The organism is Lactobacillus sp. CBA3606 (assembly GCF_002970935.1).
Lineage (GTDB): Bacteria > Bacillota > Bacilli > Lactobacillales > Lactobacillaceae > Lactiplantibacillus.
Map to the genome: position 1 here is coordinate 815,685 of NZ_CP027194.1, position 18,958 is coordinate 834,642.

The 18,958-nt window shown below is 46.5% G+C and carries 10 protein-coding genes; 1 reads left to right on the top strand and 9 read right to left on the bottom strand.

Features of this window, described 5'->3' with window-relative positions; all coding sequences use genetic code 11:
• Positions 1-28: 28 nt before the first annotated feature.
• The 6 genes from C5Z26_RS04185 to ruvA form a co-directional block, all read right to left on the bottom strand.
• Positions 29-5,701 (bottom strand): immunoglobulin-like domain-containing protein, encoded by a 5,673-nt coding sequence (locus C5Z26_RS04185; RefSeq protein ID WP_105448738.1) that lies wholly within the window; start codon positions 5,699-5,701, stop codon positions 29-31.
• A 253-nt stretch (positions 5,702-5,954) separates the two neighbouring features.
• Positions 5,955-6,362 carry a preprotein translocase subunit YajC gene (gene yajC, locus C5Z26_RS04190; protein ID WP_105448739.1) on the bottom strand — a complete coding sequence of 136 codons (408 nt, stop codon included), beginning with the start codon at positions 6,360-6,362 and terminating at the stop codon, positions 5,955-5,957.
• A gap of 71 nt (positions 6,363-6,433) precedes the next feature.
• Entirely contained in the window at positions 6,434-7,576 is a 1,143-nt protein-coding gene (tgt, locus tag C5Z26_RS04195) for a tRNA guanosine(34) transglycosylase Tgt (RefSeq protein ID WP_105448740.1), read from the bottom strand.
• A 93-nt stretch (positions 7,577-7,669) separates the two neighbouring features.
• The gene (gene queA / locus C5Z26_RS04200; protein ID WP_105448741.1) at positions 7,670-8,704 is read right to left on the bottom strand and encodes a tRNA preQ1(34) S-adenosylmethionine ribosyltransferase-isomerase QueA; all 1,035 of its coding nucleotides are present in this window, start codon (positions 8,702-8,704) and stop codon (positions 7,670-7,672) included.
• Between the two features lie 20 nt (positions 8,705-8,724).
• A complete protein-coding gene (gene ruvB, locus C5Z26_RS04205; RefSeq protein WP_105448742.1) occupies positions 8,725-9,735 on the bottom strand; it encodes a Holliday junction branch migration DNA helicase RuvB in 1,011 nt (336 codons plus the stop codon).
• A 10-nt stretch (positions 9,736-9,745) separates the two neighbouring features.
• Positions 9,746-10,354 (bottom strand): Holliday junction branch migration protein RuvA, encoded by a 609-nt coding sequence (gene ruvA, locus C5Z26_RS04210; protein ID WP_105448743.1) that lies wholly within the window; start codon positions 10,352-10,354, stop codon positions 9,746-9,748.
• 175 nt (positions 10,355-10,529) lie between these two features.
• Here ruvA and C5Z26_RS04215 point away from each other — a divergent pair, with 175 nt between their 5' ends.
• Positions 10,530-11,045: a DUF1015 family protein gene (locus C5Z26_RS04215; protein WP_105448744.1), complete on the top strand. Its 516-nt coding sequence runs from the start codon at positions 10,530-10,532 to the stop codon at positions 11,043-11,045.
• Between the two features lie 19 nt (positions 11,046-11,064).
• Here C5Z26_RS04215 and C5Z26_RS04220 read toward each other — a convergent pair whose 3' ends face one another.
• The 3 genes from C5Z26_RS04220 to mutS form a co-directional block, all read right to left on the bottom strand.
• On the bottom strand, positions 11,065-14,136 hold the full coding sequence (locus tag C5Z26_RS04220) for a YfhO family protein (RefSeq protein ID WP_105448745.1): 3,072 nt from the start codon (positions 14,134-14,136) through the stop codon (positions 11,065-11,067).
• Positions 14,137-14,327: 191 nt separating this feature from the next.
• Positions 14,328-16,295 carry a DNA mismatch repair endonuclease MutL gene (gene mutL, locus C5Z26_RS04225; RefSeq protein WP_105448746.1) on the bottom strand — a complete coding sequence of 656 codons (1,968 nt, stop codon included), beginning with the start codon at positions 16,293-16,295 and terminating at the stop codon, positions 14,328-14,330.
• Positions 16,296-16,321: 26 nt separating this feature from the next.
• Complete coding sequence (gene mutS, locus C5Z26_RS04230) at positions 16,322-18,943, bottom strand: DNA mismatch repair protein MutS (protein ID WP_105448747.1); 2,622 nt, start codon at positions 18,941-18,943, stop codon at positions 16,322-16,324.
• Positions 18,944-18,958 lie beyond the last annotated feature (15 nt).

Genomic DNA, 18,958 nt, shown 5'->3' on the forward strand with positions numbered 1-18,958 from the left:
CAGACTCTCAACGTAACATCGTTCAAAATTAATGTCGTTTCAAGAAATAATAACCAAACCCACCAATCAATCCTAGACTAACCACTGCAGCCATCGCAATCACTGCGGCACGGGTTGTCGCCGAGTTCGTCTTAGTCGCTACCTTAGCCTTAGTTGGCGCAATCGCAGCGGCTTTAGTCTTAGGTGTCGTGGTTGACTTAGCTCGCGCCACGGTCCCGGCTGACTTCGTCGCTTTAGCTTTGGTTGCTTCGGTCGTTTTAACCGCGGCGGTAGCCTGAGCTTGCGCCGTTGCTAGGGTCACTTGTGGGGCTTTAGCTACCGTTGTTGGAGTCGCAGTAATAGTGCCCACTGGCTGTGATGCAGCGGCCGTAACTGCCGTTGAGGTCGCAGTAGTTGCCCTGACCGGTGTTGTAACTGCCTTAGTCGCTGCCATCGGTATCACGGTTGCTTGGTACCGACGTTGACCAGTCTTAGTTGCAGTTCGAACAGTGTCGGTCGACTTAGTCTCCTGACTAACTGTACTTTCGCTCCCAGTAACCGGCGTCTGTGAATCAGATTCACTAGGTTGCTTAGCCGGCGCCGTAATCACTGGTTTAGCTGGCTTTGAGGCCGCTACCACCGTGATGATTGCCGTGCTAGTCTGCGTTTGACTATGACTATCCGTATAACGATACGTCACGTGATAACGTCCGGGTTGCGTGGTGTTTACATTGCCCGTTACCGTCACATCGGCCAGCGTAATGGCTTGACCATTGGCATCAACCCCACCGTTAAAGTTCGCTGCTTGCTGCCACGTGTCATTAACCGCTAATGTACTATTATTAACGGTAAATGACCGTGCTGGCGCTAATACGGTAACATAAGTTGCTTGTGTGATCACATTGCCTTGGCGATCCGTATACGAATAGGTCACCTTGGTCGTTCCCGGTTGGCGCGTGTTAATTTGCTTATCCACTGTGACCGCTGAATAATTTAGTGCCTGTCCAGTAATCGTGGTGCCGGCAAAATCAGTTTGTGGTGACCAACTAGCACCATTTTCAACCGTCACCGTCGCTGGCACCGTGAGGCTGGCTTTAGAAGCCACAACCGTCACGGTCGCCGTTTCAGTCTGTGTCTGCTGATGCCGATCCGTATAGGTATAGGTCACCTGATAAGTACCAGGCTGGTTCGTTTTAACTTGATCCGCCCCGGTTACCGTCACATTAGCCAACGTGATAGCTTGCCCATCGGCAGCTACCCCGGCCGTGGCAAAGTTAGCCGCTGGCAACCAGGTTGTCTTTGGACCAGCGATGAGCGTCTGATTCTTAACGGTAAATCCCTTAGCTGGCGCTAACACCGTAACTTTAGTGGTACCGGTCTTAACGTTCCCTTGACTATCGGTGTACGTATAAGTCACCGAATAAGTCCCGGCTTGCGTGGTTTTAACTGGATTATCCACTGAAACTGCCGCATAATCCAACTGATTACCAACCGCATCGGTCCCAGTAAAGGCCGTTGCTGGTGTCCAATCAGCGCCATTTTCAATCGTCGTGGTCGTTGGCACCGTCACACTGGCCTGAGAAGCCACGACCGTAATCGTCGCCGTTGCTGTCTGGGTCTGTTGGTGACTATCCGTATAGGTATACGTCACTTGATACGTCCCTGGTTTGGTCGAATCGACTGCGCCAGCTACTTGCACGTTTGCCAACGTAATCGCCGTGCCATTCGCATCTAAACCAGCGGCGCCAAAACTATCCGCTTGTGACCATGTAGCTTTAGGGCCAGCAATTACCGTAGTATCTTTCACAGTGAACCCTTGGGCCGGCGCTAAGACGGTCACTTTGGTAATACCAGTCTTAACGTTACCTTGACTATCCGTGTATGAATACGTAACTGTATAGGTCCCGGCTTGCGTGGTTTTGACTGGATTATCGACCGTCACGGCCGCATAAGCCAATGCCTTACCAGTAACATCCGTCCCGGCAAAATCGGTTGCTGGAGACCAATCTGTGCCATTTTCAATGGTAGTCGTGGTTGGCACCGTTACACCGGCCTGAGAAGCAACGACCGTAATTGTCACCGTTTCAGTCTGGATCTGCTGGTGACTATCGGTATAGGTGTAGGTCACTTGATAAGTGCCTGGCTTGGTTGAATCCACTTGACCAGTCACTCGAACGTTTGCCAACGTGATGGCTGTCCCATTGGCATCTAAGCCAGCACTATCAAAGTTATCGGCTTGGGCCCAAGTGGTTTTAGGACCCGCAATTAACGTACTATCTTTGACCGTAAAGGCTTTTGCCGGTGCTAAGACGGTAACCTGTGTCGTGACTGGCGCTATAACGTTGCCTTGACTATCTGTGTATGAATAAGTCACCGTATAAGTCCCGGCTTGCGTCATATTAACTGGATTATCCACCGAAACTGCTGCATAATCCAACTGATGACCTGCCGCATCGTTCCCAGTAAAGTCCGTTGCGGGTGTCCAATCAGCGCCATTTTCAACCGTAGTAGTCGTGGGCACCTTCAAACCAGCTTTAGAAACGGCCACTGTAATCGTCACCGTGTCAGTCTGCGTTTTTTTGTGACTATCCGTATAGGTATAAGTCACTTGATAAGTGCCCGCTTTAGTTGGATCAACGGTGCCACTCACTTGCACGTTTGCCAACGTAATCGCAGTCCCATTGGCATCTAAGCCAGCACTAGCAAAATTATTGGCTTGCGACCAAGTGGTTTTAGGACCCGCAATTAACGTACTATCGTTGACCGTAAAGGGTTTTGCCGGTGCTAAGACGGTAACCTGGGTCGTGACTGGCGCTATAACATTACCTTGACTATCCGTGTATGAATAAGTCACCGTATAAGTCCCAGCCTGCGTCATATTAACTGGATTATCGACCGTCACGGCCGCATAATCCAACTTTTTGCCAGCCGCATCGTGCCCGTCAAAGTTCGTCGCTGGTGTCCAATCAGCGCCATTTTCAACCGTAGTAGCGGTTGGCACCTTCACACTGGCTTGAGAAGCCACTAAGGTTACTATCCCAGTCGCTTCAAACACATAACCATTTTGATCAGTATAGTGATAAAGCACCGAGTAAGCACCAAGATGGTCAGTATCAAAGACTGGCATCGCCCCAGCCGTAGCGGTCGCATCATTTTGACGCGTCCAAGTCGTCGTGATATTAGCTAGCACCAGTGGACCACCCACTCTGCCATCTTGACCACTAACAACTGGTTGCCACGACGTCGCTGGTCCGACAATCAGTTGTTGATCACTAACACTAAATGTGGTGCGCCGAAAAGTCACATTTTTAAGCTCATCATGCTCTTGATAATAATCAGGATCAATCATCTGTTGCGTGGTATAAATCGTCGAGTTCACATCATCAACACTAGCAGTCCATACATCATCAGTTATTTCAGCGGGAAGGTTCATATCCGCAGTTAAAAAATAACTACTTGGTAATTTCAAAGTGGCTAGAGCAGTCATCCCCTTAAACATATCAGCAGACCCAGTACCGTTATCAAGGATCCAGGGTTTAACTATCACATTTGTCATAACTAAACTAGACAAATCTAACGTAGCCAACTTCGCATCTCCTTGGAACATGCGTTTAGTCCCAACCAAGTTATCACTAGTGACCCAACCGGTTAAATCAAGCGTCGTTAAATTGGATAGCCCTGCAAAAATATCTGACAATAGCGACACATTACTGACATCCCAGCCTGATAAATCAATGGTTGTTAAATTGACCGAATTCGAAAAAAGACCTGCTAAGTTCGTTACCTGCCTGACATCCCAGCCCGATAAATCAACGGTTGTTAAATTGGCCAAATTCGAAAAAAGACCTGCTATGCTCGTTACCTGGCTGACATCCCAGCCTACTAAATCAACGGTTGTTAACTTGTCATCTCCCTGAAACATAGCAGTCATGTTAGTGTTTCCGAACTGGTCAGTATAGAGCTTGAATTTACAATTGACAGCAGATAACTTAGTTAAGCTCGGAAGCTCCTTAAACGTACTTAAAAAATCATTGAGATCACGAAAGTCTGCACCATCTATATTTAGTTCAGTCAGCTTATTAGCATTGCTGAGCCAGTCGGACGGATTGGAATTAAAGATAATATTAGAGGCTATAACTGTTTTCACTTCACTGTTTGCAAACATTCTCGGGGAGAATGCAATGTTCCAACCAGAGATATTAACCGTTTTAAGATTCTTCGTATCTGCAAACAAATTATCAGCCGAGATAGCCTTATCAAAATTCCAGCCGGTTAAATCAATATCACTATCCGCAAATGTTGCTCCCTGAAACGTTTGTGGTAGAAATATATTTTGCTGACTTGAAAATGAATCCGCTAACGGCAGACTTTCGACTATCTTTGCAGTAACGCCAGTTGCCCCTTGAAACATCCCGCCGAAATAGACATCACCTCCACTATTTTCAAAACTCCAGTTTGATATATCAATCGAACTTACATTAGCATTCTGAAACATTCGATCTAACATAAACACTTTAGCCGTATTCCACTTTGACACATCAATGTGCTGTAATTGGACATCACCAGAAAACATCTCGCTCATGTCCATGAGATTAGGACCCCAATTAGTGAAAATGTCATCCACCGTTACTAATTTAGCATCATTGGCAAACATCTTGGTGGTGATATTAATCTTACTACCATCAAAAGAACCAGCCGCCGTTTTCGTAACAACTGTTAGATTCTGATTGTTAGAAAACAATGAGCCCATGATTGTTGCCCCAAATACAGCACCTTCAAAGCTAATTTTTTTAATCGCATCATTCCCCTGCCAACGATTATCAGGTAGCGGATCATACTCAGCAGCAACATCATCAAGAGCTGAATTAACCAAGGTACCGCCCTGAATATGCAAAACCCCTTCGCTATCTAACGTCCAGTCCACTGTCCCATAGGTACCACTTTCAACGGTTGTCACGGCCGTCATGGCTGATTTCACTTGCGGCTTAACCGTTGCGACTGCGGCCACCGCCGTGCTTGTCGGTAATACCGTGGTGGCAGTAGTCGTCACGGCACTATCGGTTGTCGCCACACTGGTGACACCGTCACTAGCCACTACGGCAGAACTGGTAGCTGATACTTCACTAGTGGCTACAGCACTGGTACTACTAACCGAACTAGCAGCAGTTGAAATAGGCGTCACTGCACTGGTACTGCTGACCGAACTAGCAGTAGTTGAAATAGGCGTCACCGCACTGGCACTACTACTGGCTGACGTGGCATTGGTTGCAACCGTCGCCTGACTAGTGGTTCCTGCCTGACTGGTCACAGAATTACTACTGGCTGTCACAGTCTTAGCAGTTGCTACCGAACTTGTTACTGCAATCTGACTAGTTCTAGTTGCAACGCTACTGGTAGCGGCACTGGTTGTCGTACTCGTGGTACTAGTACTGGCAGCACTAACTGCAGTGGTACTCGTTGCACTAGCACTAGTACTGCTAATCGCACTAGCAGCGCTGGTTGAACTTGTCGCCGCACTACTGGCAACAACCGTCGTACTACTTTGACTAGCTGCACTGACAGTCGCCGTCACACTGCTACTCTCAGTACTCGTCTGATTAGTAGCCGCCCGAACAGTCATCGTATTCAATTGCCAAGTGGTCATCATAATCCCGGCAAATACCCAAAAACGCCCTTTTTTGTACATTTTGTAAGTTAACTTATCATCTTTTATTTGGCGCATCACTTATCAACCCCCGCATTAATGACTACCCTATCTTTAAGCTTAAAAATTGTTTAAGTTATATTTAGTTCAAGGGTACCACAATTAATAGCATTATAAACAAAATATTATTAAATAATTTTAATAATATTGAGGTTCCAATGATAATCTAGTTATCGCCTTAATTATCGCTTATTAGACCCATTTTCATCCATTAAAGACCAAAAAAATAAGCTCAAATCCGCTAACGGACTTGAACTCATTATCAATTAACTTATTTAGCTTCAGAATCGTCAGCAGCACTATCCGCACTAGTAGCGGCACTGTCAACGTTACTAGCAGCTGAATCAATATGACTTTCAGCACTAGTGGCAACTTCAGCATCGGCTTTTGGTGCAGCCGTTGCAGCGGCGTCAGCTTCGTTTGGCGCAATCTTAGCAATCGCACTTAAATCGAAAACTAAGAAAATCCCGTCGCAATCTAACGTGACAGTCTTATCAGCTTCGTTGACTTCATCAACGACACCGTGTAACCGACCAATCGTCGCAACTTTATCGCCGCGTTTGATTTTGCTTAACATTTGTTGATGTTGTTGTTGTTGTTTCCGTTGTGGCCGGATCATGAAGAAGTACAAAAATGCGAACATAACCACAATGAAAAGAACTGATGTTAGTTGACCCATTAAATATCGCTCCTAATCTATGTTTGACTATCTTTAACTTTAACAAATTACACTTAAAATTACTAGTATGACTAGAAATTTTTGGCGTTTTTCTTGTTAAAGCCGTACATTTCAAAAAAGTTTTCGCGGAATTCCAATAAGTTATCATCCATAATTGCTTGCCGCACTTGTTGCATCACGTGCAATAAGAAATACAAATTATGGTAACTCGTTAACCGTAACCCGAATGTCTCATCAGCTTTAATCAGGTGACGGACATAAGCCCGGGTGTAGTTACGACACGTATAGCACCCACAATTCTCATCGATAGGTGTAAAGTCATGCGCAAACTTCGCATTCTTGACGACCAACCGACCGTGCGACGTCATACAAGTCCCATTCCGCGCAATTCGTGTCGGTAGGACACAATCAAACATATCCACGCCACGAATTGCCCCGTCAATTAAGGCATCGGCCGAACCAACACCCATTAAGTAACGGGGTTTGTTGGTCGGTAATAATGGCGTCGTAAAATCAAGCACGTGGTTCATCTCGGCTTTCGATTCTCCGACGGATAAGCCACCAATCGAGTAACCAGGAAAGTCCATGCCAACTAAATCTTTCGCACTTTGTTCCCGCAAATCTTTGAAGCCCGCACCTTGGACAATCCCAAATAACCCTTGATAATCCGGATGTTGATGCACTTTTTGGCCTCGTTCAGCCCACCGACTGGTTCGTGCCACTGACTTACGAACATAGTCATAGCTTTCAAAGAATGGGGGACATTCATCTAAGCTCATCATGATATCTGGTCCCAAGTCATTTTCAATCTGAATGGCTTTTTCAGGCGACAAAAACATCTTCGCCCCATTCAGATGATTCTTAAAATGCACGCCTTCTTCGGTAATATCGCGATTCTTAGCTAATGAAAAGACTTGGAAGCCACCAGAATCCGTTAAGATTCCTTTTTTCCAATTCATAAATTGGTGTAACCCACCGGCCTCTTTAACAATCTGTTCACCGGGTCGTAGCCAAAGATGGTACGTATTCGATAGAATAATCCCGGCCCCCATCGCATCTAATTCTTCAGGTGCTAGTGATTTTACACTCGCTAACGTCCCCACGGGCATAAACATTGGCGTTGGAAACGTGCCATGTGGCGTGATGATTTCACCCAGACGAGCACCCGTATGTTTTTCTGTTTTAATTAATCGGTATTTAATTGCCGGTTCCATATAATTCCTCCGTTAACTGTTGCGTCAAACCATTAAGTCACGAAAGCGTCTGAGAGTTGCCCCAGACGCTGACTTTGCTGCAAAATACGCGTTTTAATGAATAAACATGGCATCGCCAAAACTAAAGAAACGATACTTTTCATCAATGGCGTGTTGATACGCGTTTAAAATCATGTCCCGGCCCGTGAAAGCTGCGACTAACATCACTAGGGTTGACTTTGGTAAATGGAAGTTCGTAATAAAAGCATCAACCACTTGCCACTCATAACCGGGCTTGATGAAAATATCGGTCCAGCCAGAATCAGCCTTGATTTCTCCATGAAATTTCGTCCCGATCGTTTCAAGCGTCCGAATTGACGTCGTCCCCGTTGCAATAATCCGACCACCATTTTTCCGCACGTCATTTAACGTCTTGGCAGCGGCCGCATCTAATTGATAGAATTCACTGTGCATTTTATGATCTTCGATTTTATCTTCTTCAACCGGGCGGAACGTGCCTAGGCCAACATGCAAGGTTAAATAAACTAACTTAATCCCTTTATCCTGTACCTTTTGTAAGAGTTCTTTTGTCCAATGCAAGCCCGCAGTTGGCGCTGCCGCTGACCCATTTTCCTTGGCATAAACGGTCTGATAACGATCTGGATCGTCTAACTTTTCTTTGATATACGGTGGTAATGGCGCTTCACCTAAGGCTTCGAGGATTTCCATAAAGATGCCATCGTAATGAAATTCAATCAGCCGAATCCCATCTTCTTTTTCAGCCGTGACCGTCGCTGTTAATTGACCGTCGCCAAAAGAAATCACGGTCCCAACGTGCGCCCGCTTAGCAGGTTTCATTAAGGTTTCCCATTCGTCACCTTCAGTATTGTGTAATAACAAGACCTCTGCATGACCCCCAGTTTCGGGCTTAACGCCGTACAACCGTGCAGGCATGACCCGCGAGTTGTTCATAACCACGGCATCGCCGGGATTTAAGTCATCGATAATGTCATAAAAATGTTTATCTTGCATGACACCCGTTTGGCGATTCAAATCAAGCAACCGCGACGTATCACGTTGTTTGATGGGTGTTTGGGCAATCAATTCATGTGGTAACTCATAATCAAAATCTTCAAGTGTTAAGCTCATCACTGGGACCTCTTATCTTTTTATTTAGTTTCGGGGTATGGGAACCCTAAATGTTGATACCCTTTGATGGTGACCACCCGGCCACGCTGCGTCCGTTTTAGGAACCCAATTTGAAGTAAATAAGGCTCCACCACTTCCGCAATCGTATCCGTTTCTTCACCAATATTGGCTGCCAATGTTGCTAAGCCGACCGGACCACCATCGTAATATTCTAACATGGTCCGCAATAATTTGTTATCCGTTTCGTCTAAACCGGCTTCATCGACCCGCAGATAGGTGAGGGATTGGTCAACGATCACGTCATCAATCGCCGTTTGGTCAGCGACTTCTGCAAAATCACGAATCCGCTTGAATAATCGATTCGCAATCCGCGGCGTGCCTCGTGATCGCCGGGCAATCTCATGCGCACCGGAAGGCTTGATACTTGTCTGAAAAATAGCGGCCGTCCGTTTGACGATGTCTTCGAGATCACTGACTGCATAATAAGCCATATGTTCAACAATCCCAAACCGATCGCGCAGTGGCGCTGATAACATGCCGGCCCGCGTGGTCGCCCCGATTAAAGTAAAGGGTGGCAGCGGAAAATGCACGGGATGCGCCGTCGGACCTTGACCGACAACGATGTCGACAAAGAAATCTTCCATTGCTGAATAAAGCATTTCTTCCACAATCTTAGGCAAGCGATGAATTTCATCGATGAATAAAATATCCCCCGGTTCAAGTTCATTTAATAAGGCTACTAAATCGCCGGGCTTTTCAATCGCCGGACCACTAGTCGTCCGGATATTAACTGCCATCTCATTAGCAATAACCATCGCCAAGGTGGTCTTACCTAAGCCAGGTGGGCCATACAGTAGAACATGATCTAACGATTCTTCGCGTTTTTGAGCTGCTTCAATATACACACTCAGTTCATGCTTCACCCGATCTTGACCAATGTATTGGGCTAACCGTTGCGGACGCAGCGACTTTTCTAAAGAAGCTTCGGTGGCATCCGTTTTGTCCCCCGATAATAAGTTGTCGTCGTCCATCCAATCCCTCCTACTTCGTCAATAACCGTAATCCTTCGCTCAATAAGTCATTAGTGTCCACGGTCTCAGCTTGGCTAAAGTCTTCTAAAGCCTTGGTAATCTTTTTGACCTCACGCTGTGAATAACCCAAGGCGGTCAAGGCAGCTAACGCATCCGCTAGGGCCCCAGTATCCGCCGTTGTCGCGACGTCTAGCTCGGTCTGACCAGTAATATCGACGTTCAAGTCGTTTAACTTCCCTTTTAAATCTAAAACAATCTGTTGGGCCGTCTTCTTACCAACCCCGGGAAAACGCGTTAAATAAGTCGCATTTTCTTGATTGATGGCTTGAATCAGCCCCGAATGGTCATTATTCGCTAAAATCGCCAATGCCGACTTCGGACCGATACCAGAAACCCCCAAAAGCTTTTCAAATAACGCCTTTTCGTCGGCATCATAAAAGCCAAACAACGACATGGCACTCTCGCTGACCGCTTGATGGATATACATCTTAACGGGTTCAGATGCGACTTGATAACGATACGGATTGGCCGTCAACACTTTATACCCGATACCCGCCACTTCAATCACAACAAAGCTGGGGGTCACATCAGTAATTTGGCCGAAAAAATATTCATACACGGTTGTTAAGCTCCTTTAAAATAAAACGTATGTTTGCTTGCTAAATTGTACCACAATTACGTGGTCGCTTAATACCGCTAGTCTTTCAAATCCCGATAATTTCAAATCCGGCCGACCAGACTTGCCGAATTGCGACCAAACATGCTATGCTCAGGACCTCAGGAGGTTATTTTCTATGCAATTAAATCCTTTTACCGCCGTCTTACCCAGTGCGTCTGGCTTAACCAAATTAACAGCTGGGACCACACCCTGGGCAGCGGCTGATGACCACGTCCAAGCTGGTGCCAGTTATTATTGGTACGAACTGACTCAAAATGGGATTCATCAATGGCGCCTCATCGCCCAATGGCCAACCGACGTCACTGTCACCAGTATGGTCCCCGGGCTGATGAATACCGTGCTCTATCCGCAACAACCCGTCATTGAAATGTTAATTGATGATTGGGTCGGTCACTTTCCCAAAGCCTTGGAATTCACCGATACAGTCGGCGTCACCCATCGCCTTTGGCAGATTACCGATACCGACGTTAATGCCGACATCACAGCGGCCATGGCACCAGTGGCACCCCGTCAAAGTTGGTTAACTACGACCAGCACTCCGCTAGTCATGCTAGTTGCCGACCAAGAATGGGCCAAATTCAAGACGCCCGTCACGATTCCAGACCATTTAATTAATCTGTTCAAAGCTTAACCGACAAGACCGATGGCACCTAGCGTCGGTCTTTTTTGCGCCACCAACGCCAACTAAGCCAACCCATTAGCCCGACACTGATCACCCCACTGAGGACGCTTAACCCCAGCCCAAGCTTTAAGCCGGGCGTGCGATAAGTCAACTTAATCACGTGTTTGCCAGCCGCTAAGCGGGCCCCAACAAAGGCTTTGTTGACTACTTGGGTGGCGGTCGTGCGCCCATCTACTTGTAATTGCCAACCAGTTGAATATGGGATACTCGTCGTTAACACCGTGGGTTTAGTCGTCGTGGTCGTCCCGGTTACTTGATTAGCACCAACCTTTAAGTGCGCTAAGCCTTGGCGTTGCAGGTGGTGAGTTTGTCGGGTATAACTTTTACCGAACGGCACAGCAACTAATTCGGCCTGCTTGAACTTTAACCCTTGAACCTGAGTAAAGTTTAAGGTAATAACTTTGCGCGCATGGGTGCTGTACCCCAAATTGATGACTGCTGATTTCCGGGGCTCATAATCGGACATGTTAGTCGTCCCTAATTGACTAAAGCTAGCGAGATTATCCGTCGTTTGCGCCGTCAAAGTATAGCCACTGGCACTTAAATTCCCCTTCAAGCCATCGCGCAACCGATTTATTTGATCAATCTTAGTATTGGGACGAGCTGTTAACGTACTGGTCTGCTGGCTGACTGTCATGGCATGTTGAATCGAAGACCGTTGATAAGTGATGCCTTTTAGCACCAAATAAAGTTCCGTCCGTCGATACTTTTTTGGTTGTTTAATCGTTAAAGTCACCGGTAACGCGTGGCCTTGAACATCACTGGTTAACGCAGTCAAACCGTTTTGATTGGCCGCTTGGTTTTGAGCAACTATCTTTTGGTTGGCCGCCACTAAGGCCAAAACCGATTTTGTTGGCTTAGTCATCCCCGTTGCCGGGGCCAAGCTTTGACGTTGTTCCGGCGTTAACATGCTGGTCGTCGCTGGCAACTTCGATAAGACATTGTTCGAACTGCCAGTTGCGTGTTGATTGCGATAAATGATGACCTTATCCGTCGAATCTAACGTCGTTGTATCATCAGTTTGGGCCGTATAAGCCACCGCTTTACGCTGTGACCGTGGTCGAACTGTCGTGACGCCTTTAGCGGGGGTCGTCGTTAAGGCCCCCTGCAATAACGCTTGTTCTCGGTCAACCGCTGATAAATGGTTAAAGGCGGTCTTTGTCAGTTGCTGTGTCTGCGTATAGACCAATGGTAATGCGCTTTTAGACGCTAACAACACGGTGCCGGTATGGTTACTCAAGCCATATATAAATTGATCCGCATAGATCTTAGGCAACCCTTTGGCCGTCTTAACGACCCGATAACCAGCTGGTAGGGCTTGCCCTTTCAACTGATCTTCACGAACAAACAAATAGCGCACCCCTAATAGATTACTTAAAGTCGTCCGCTGATCCAACGTTCCTAACGGTGAATTCATCGCATAATCCGCATTGCCTAAAGCTTGGCTCAATTGCCCAACATACGCATTTTGTACGGAAAAATACGACCCCACGGTATGAGTGCCTAAAACCATTGGAATATCACTTTCCGCCGACCGCATCGTATAGTAATTGGGGCCTAAGGCGGTGCGATAAAAGCCCCGTTGTGGGAGGTTAGCTTGAGCGCCATCTAGGTATCCATGAACCCATTTCATTGCCGTGCCCTGCCGCAACTGTTCACTACTTCCAGAAGTCGTATTAATACTCAGCCAACCCAAGCCATTATTAGCTAAGTTCAGCGTGACCATCCCCATCAGCAACCACTTAAATTGGCGTTGTGATAGTTTCAGACTTGTTTTAGCTAACAGTAACCCCATTAATGCCAATAAAATCAAATAAGTGGCAATATCATGTTTACGAATATTTAAATAAAACCCATTAATGAGCCAGATGACCCCTAGTAACCCACAGCTGATGCCAGCAAGCCATTTTAAATCAGCCACGGTGAGCTGTGGTAACTGATCGACAAAAATCATCGTGGCATAGGCAAACACCAAGGTTGCCATCAATAACCACCGATTAGATGGCGTCGATAAAACATTGAAAACCGCCGCAAATGCGGGCACCAAGATTCCCACTAACATCGCGAGTAAGACCCAATTCAAATAACGATAACGTTTGAAATGCCGTAAGGTGTAAATCGCCCCAATAAAACTAATACTACTGAGCCCCAAAGTGACCCAATATTGCACGCTACCACCATTAGTTAATAATCGGTTCGGCAAATTAACGTAATAGTTGATGGGATACGTCCACAGCCCATTGGCAAAATCAAAACTCGTCCGCGTTGCATGGAACATCGCTAAAATGGTTGGCACTAAAATCACCCCGGCCATCGTCACACCGAGTGTCACCGCCACTAACAAGCGCCAGAACAACCCCCAAAATGACCGGAGTTGCGCCCCACTTGACCGCAAGTGACCATAGCGGACAAGCGCATAAATCAGGCTGCCTAACGCTAATAAATAAGCAAAGTAAAAGTTACTCATAATCACAATTGCGGTAATCAAGCTCAATGGTAACCAGTGGTGCCCCCGCAAGACCCGTTCAATGGCCCAACAAAGGAGTGGAAACCAAATCATGGGTAACAAAAAGAACGGATGATGCATGCCGACATAAAACGTATAGCCCGTAAAGGTATACGTCAAAGTCCCAATCAAACGACTAAAGCGACTGAAATGAAACTGCCGACTAAACCCTAAAAAGGCCAGACCGACCACGTATAACCGCAAAATAATTAATGCTTGATAACCAAATTCTAGTTTGGCTGGTGGAATCAAGGCCACCAAATAATTAAACGGATCACCGACCACATAATAAGCAAACGTTGTTAATCGATCAGCACCTAACCCTAGGTTCCACGACCAACTGAACAAACTTTGCTGACCGCTTTGCAAGATGTGCTGAAATTCCAACAAAATTGGAAAATGTTGCGCCATGCCATCGACTTCCCAAATCAAAGTCCGGCCGGCCAAAAATAAACTGCCAAATGTAATCGTCGCGATGACTGCAAATAAGCCCGTGTACCACACCCATAGCGGCATTTTTCGTAATTTAAGCAAAATCTGGTCCCCTTTATTAATTGTGGCACGCCACAATCCCCATTCTATATGCGTTAAAATAATGGTTTAATTTTACCATGAAACCATTAATCGTCACTAATTTGCTGCCAATCTTTAGGGTTTTCTACTGATTCAATTTGTATGTGCAAAAAAAACGAGTTTGAGCAGACCCCCAAACTCGTTACTGCCTATCATAGCTGTTGCGCATCGTGATTATCTTGAATGCGTTTGAACATCTTTTCCATATCGGAATTGGTAAAGTGAACCGTCACCGGCCGACCATGCGGGCAGTTAAACGGATTTTCACAACTTGGTAACTTGGCTAATAACGCTTGTGCTTGCCGATCATCTAAATGATGATTGGCTTTAATGGCCCGTTTACACGACATCATAATCGCCGCTTTTTCGCGGAATTGCGCAACGGTTAGCTTAGCATCTTGGAGCAACCAATCCACCATTTCTTTAATCGTCTCGGTCTCTTGACCGGCTTTAAACCACGTTGGATGGGTATGGACGATAAAACTATTACCCCCAAAAGCTTCTAAGTTAAGTCCCAGCGCTGCTAGTAACGGCAACTTCTCTTGGATTTTCAAGACATCACTAGTCGGATAATCTAGAATAATCGGAACTAACAAGTTCTGCTGATTCGGACTGACCTCACCAATCGCTTGCCGATAATACTCATAATTAATCCGCTCCTGCGCTGCATGTTGATCCAAGATATACATCCCATCTTCCGCTTCCGCCAATAAATACGTACCATGCATTTGGCCTAAATAGCGTAACGCCGGAAAACGTTCCGCAGCTGGGGCCGTCGTCGTGGCTGGTTGAATCGCAACCGATGTTGGTGCAACTGGTTGTGACTGTGCTGGTCCAAATGGCTGGACACCGGCTTCCGACTGATACTTTTCATCAAACTGAGTAACCGCTGGTGTCGTTAATTCGGCCTGATCACTAATCATAATCGGTGTGGTCGCTGTCTTGGGTGCGGCACTCGTGGCTGCTGAAGTAACCGCACGGGTTGGACTAGCCGCCGTCGCAGTCATTGGCGCCGTTGAAGTGGTCAATTGCGGTGCATGCTGTGAAGAAGCCGCATTCAAGTCAATCGCTAATTGATCGGTATTCAGCCGTTCGCGTCGATGACTGCCCAGATTAGTTAACGCCGATGGAATTAAATTAATTTGGGCTAACCGGTCAGTAATCGTCGTACTAATCAGCTTAGCTAGTTCAGGCTCTTGGCTTAACCGGACTTCTTGTTTCGTCGGATGCACATTCACATCCACTAACAAGGGGTCCATCGTCAACGCAATGACCGCAATCGGATAACGACCGACCATTAATTTTGAGCCATAGCCTTTGATAATGGCCTTCGTGAGTTGCTGATTTTTAATGGCACGACCATTGATTAAGAGCGAAATATATTGCCGACTCGCACGGGTCAATTCAGGTAACGCAATGTAGCCGGTCACCTGATAGTCCGCCGTGGCGCCTTTAATGGCAACCATCTTACGGGCATTTTGGACACCATAAATTCCGGCAATCACCTGCTGTAAATCCCCACGGCCAGCCGTTTTCAGTAACTCCTTTTGATTATGCACTAAGCGAAAGGCCACGGCTGGATAGCTCAACGCTAACCGATTGACCACATCTAAAAGATTGGCTAATTCAGTTTGGGCTGACTTCAAATATTTTAACCGTGCCGGCGTATTAAAAAACAACTCGGTGACCGTAATATCGGTCCCTTGCCGCAATGGCGCTGGTTTTTGTTGTAGGAGTTTGCCCCCACGATAATGAATCTGGGTCCCCGTCTCACCCGTACTCGTCTGCAAGACGACATCCGCAACTGACGCAATACTGGGTAACGCTTCGCCCCGAAATCCGAGTGAATGCACGCGAAACAAGTCTTCACGTGATGTGATTTTACTCGTCGCATGCCGCTTAAATGCCGTTAAAACGTCATCGGCTGCAATCCCCGTGCCATCATCAATCACCCGAATGGATTGGACACCCGCTTCTGTGACTAAGACATCAATCCGCGTGGCCTGTGCGTCCAACGCATTTTCAACCAGTTCTTTCACTACCGATGCCGGTCGTTCCACAACTTCCCCAGCGGCAATTTGATCCGCTAAAACGGATGATAATTCATGGATTTTTCCCATCGCAATCGGCCTCTTTTTCTAAAAACTTACTTCTCTAATTTCTGTTGCCATTTATATAACTGAGTCATGACATCCATTGGCGTCATGGCCATCAGATTCAACGTCTTCATTTGTTGGAGTATTTTTTCACCCTTGGTATCCGTTAATGTGGGTTCACTAAACAGCGAAAGTTGGGCTTCCGCAGCGGGCGCCGGTTCGCTAACCGTTGGCGTTGGGGTCACGGGCGCAACCGCTGGCGATTCAGCCGGTTCAGCCGTCGTCGCCGTTGTGGCCTGACTTTCCAAGTGCGTCAAAATCGTGTTCGCACGGTTGAGTAAGTTCGTTGGCATCCCCGCTAGCTTCGCAACATGGACCCCGTAAGATTTATCGGCCGCGCCGGGTTCAACTTTATGCAAAAAGACTAACTCGCCATTTTGTTCCGTCGCCCCAACGTGCACATTTTGTAACCCCGTCAATTCCTGATCTAGAGTCGTTAATTCATGGTAATGGGTCGAAAACAACGTCTTAGCATGGATATGGTTATGCACAAACTCAATAATCGCTTGTGCTAACGCCATCCCATCATAAGTCGCCGTGCCCCGACCAATTTCATCAAATAAAATGAGGCTGTTCGCCGTCGCATGCTGTAACGCATTGTTTGCTTCTTGCATTTCAACCATAAAGGTACTCTGCCCAGAAATCAGATCATCCGTCGCCCCAATACGGGTAAAGATTTGATCAAAAATCGGTAACTGCGCTGATTTCGCTGGCACAAAGCACCCAATTTGCGCCATGATAACTGTCAACGCTAATTGACGCATATACGTGCTTTTCCCAGACATATTGGGTCCCGTGATGAGTAAAACTGTTTCGTCAGGGGTCATTTTGACATCGTTTGGCACATAGCTCTGGTTCCCCATCACCTTTTCAACCACCGGATGACGACCATCCACAATCTGCAAATCATGCGACTTAGTCAACGTTGGCCGGACAAATTGATAATCTTCACTCACAACCGCAAAACTTTGGAGCACATCAATTGCGGCCACGGCCTTAGCCAAGGTCTGAAGCCGTTTGATAGCCCCTTTAACCGTCTCACGAACCTTCGTAAAGAGTTCATACTCAACCTGGGTAGAATGGCTCTCAGCTTCTAAGATTAAGCTTTCATGGGCTTTAAGCTCCGGTGTGCTAAACCGTTCGGCATTCGTTAACGTTTGCTTGCGTTCATAACGGTCGGCGGGGAGCTGGGCCAAGTTAGCCTTAGTCACTTCAATATAGTAGCCAAAAACCCGGTTAAAGCCAATTTTTAACGTTTTAATGCCGGTTGTCGCCCGTTCTTGGGCTTCAAGTTCAGCAATCCACTTCTTCCCATTATTCATGGCATCCCGATACTTATCAAGTTGTGGATCGTAACCGTCCTTAATCACACCCCCATCGGTTACCGACAAGGGCGCTTCTTCAACAATCGCTTGTTCAATCAAGTCCGCTACATCTTCGACCGGGTCTAACCGACTCACTTCATCCTTAAAGACCGTCGCATCCAACGCCGATAAAATATACCGTAATTTTGGAATTTGCCGTAAAGAAGTCTTTAATTGAATCAGGTCCCGACCATTCACGCTCCCAAACGCAACGCGCCCAGCCAGTCGTTCTAAATCATAAACTTTCACCAATTCTTCTTGTAAATTACTGCGTTCGAAATAATGATCTAATAACGCTGCAACTTTATTTTGCCGGGTTTCAATATCAGCCTGCACAATCAGGGGCCGTTCTAACCACTGCTTCAACAACCGCCCACCCATGGCCGTTTTAGTTTCATCTAATAACCACAGTAAGGTACCTTGTTTCTTCCCGGTCCGAATTGAGCGCATTAATTCCAAATTATATTTAGAATTATGATCTAATTTCAAGAAATACGATGGTTCATATGCAATTGCCTTTTGTAAGTGCGCTAAGCTACGTTTTTGTGTCACGTTGATATACATTAGCAGGTGCGCAACCACTTGCTTTTCAAGGTTAACCGTCAAATCTTGGGTTAAATAGCTTAATTCCGCTTGTAATTCAACTTGATTTTGTTCCGAAATCAAAATATCAAGGGCCTTAATCTGCTGCCGTAAGGGGGCCGTGACCGAATCGTCCACCACGATTTCTTTCGTTTGCAGACTGGTCAACTCATTGATTAAGGCATCATTGGTCGTTAACAGGCTGGTTTTAAGTTCACCCGTCGATAAATCGGCATAGGCAAACCCGTATTGTCCCTGTGCTTGCACCAAAGCCGTCAAGTAATTATTGGACTTGGCCTGTTCGGCACCACGTTCCAGCGTCGTCCCAGGCGTCACTAATTGAATGACTTCTCGTTTAACCATGCCTTTAGCCAGTTTGGGATCTTCCATCTGCTCACAAATCGCAACTTTATAGCCCTTATCAACTAAAATATCAATATAATTTTGAACCGCCCGATGTGGCACCCCACACATGGGAATCGGGTTGGCCGCCGAATGATTCCGTGTGGTCAACGTTAACTCTAAGAGCTGGGCCCCTTTAATCGCATCGTCAAAAAACATTTCATAAAAATCACCGAGCCGATAAAACAAAAATGCATCTGGGTATTGATCTTTAACTGCAAAGTATTGACGCATCATCGGCGTATCTTTGGTCTTTTGTGGCACTGTTGTTCCTACTTT

Excerpts from the sequence above, each read along its gene's own strand:
- C5Z26_RS04185 (WP_105448738.1), bottom strand. The coding sequence starts at position 5,701 with ATGCGCCAAATAAAAGATGATAAGTTAACTTACAAAATGTACAAAAAA.
- queA (WP_105448741.1), bottom strand. The coding sequence starts at position 8,704 with ATGAGCTTAACACTTGAAGATTTTGATTATGAGTTACCACATGAATTG.
- yajC (WP_105448739.1), bottom strand. The coding sequence starts at position 6,362 with ATGGGTCAACTAACATCAGTTCTTTTCATTGTGGTTATGTTCGCATTT.
- mutL (WP_105448746.1), bottom strand. The coding sequence starts at position 16,295 with ATGGGAAAAATCCATGAATTATCATCCGTTTTAGCGGATCAAATTGCC.
- tgt (WP_105448740.1), bottom strand. The coding sequence starts at position 7,576 with ATGGAACCGGCAATTAAATACCGATTAATTAAAACAGAAAAACATACG.
- C5Z26_RS04215 (WP_105448744.1), top strand. The coding sequence starts at position 10,530 with ATGCAATTAAATCCTTTTACCGCCGTCTTACCCAGTGCGTCTGGCTTA.
- ruvB (WP_105448742.1), bottom strand. The coding sequence starts at position 9,735 with ATGGACGACGACAACTTATTATCGGGGGACAAAACGGATGCCACCGAA.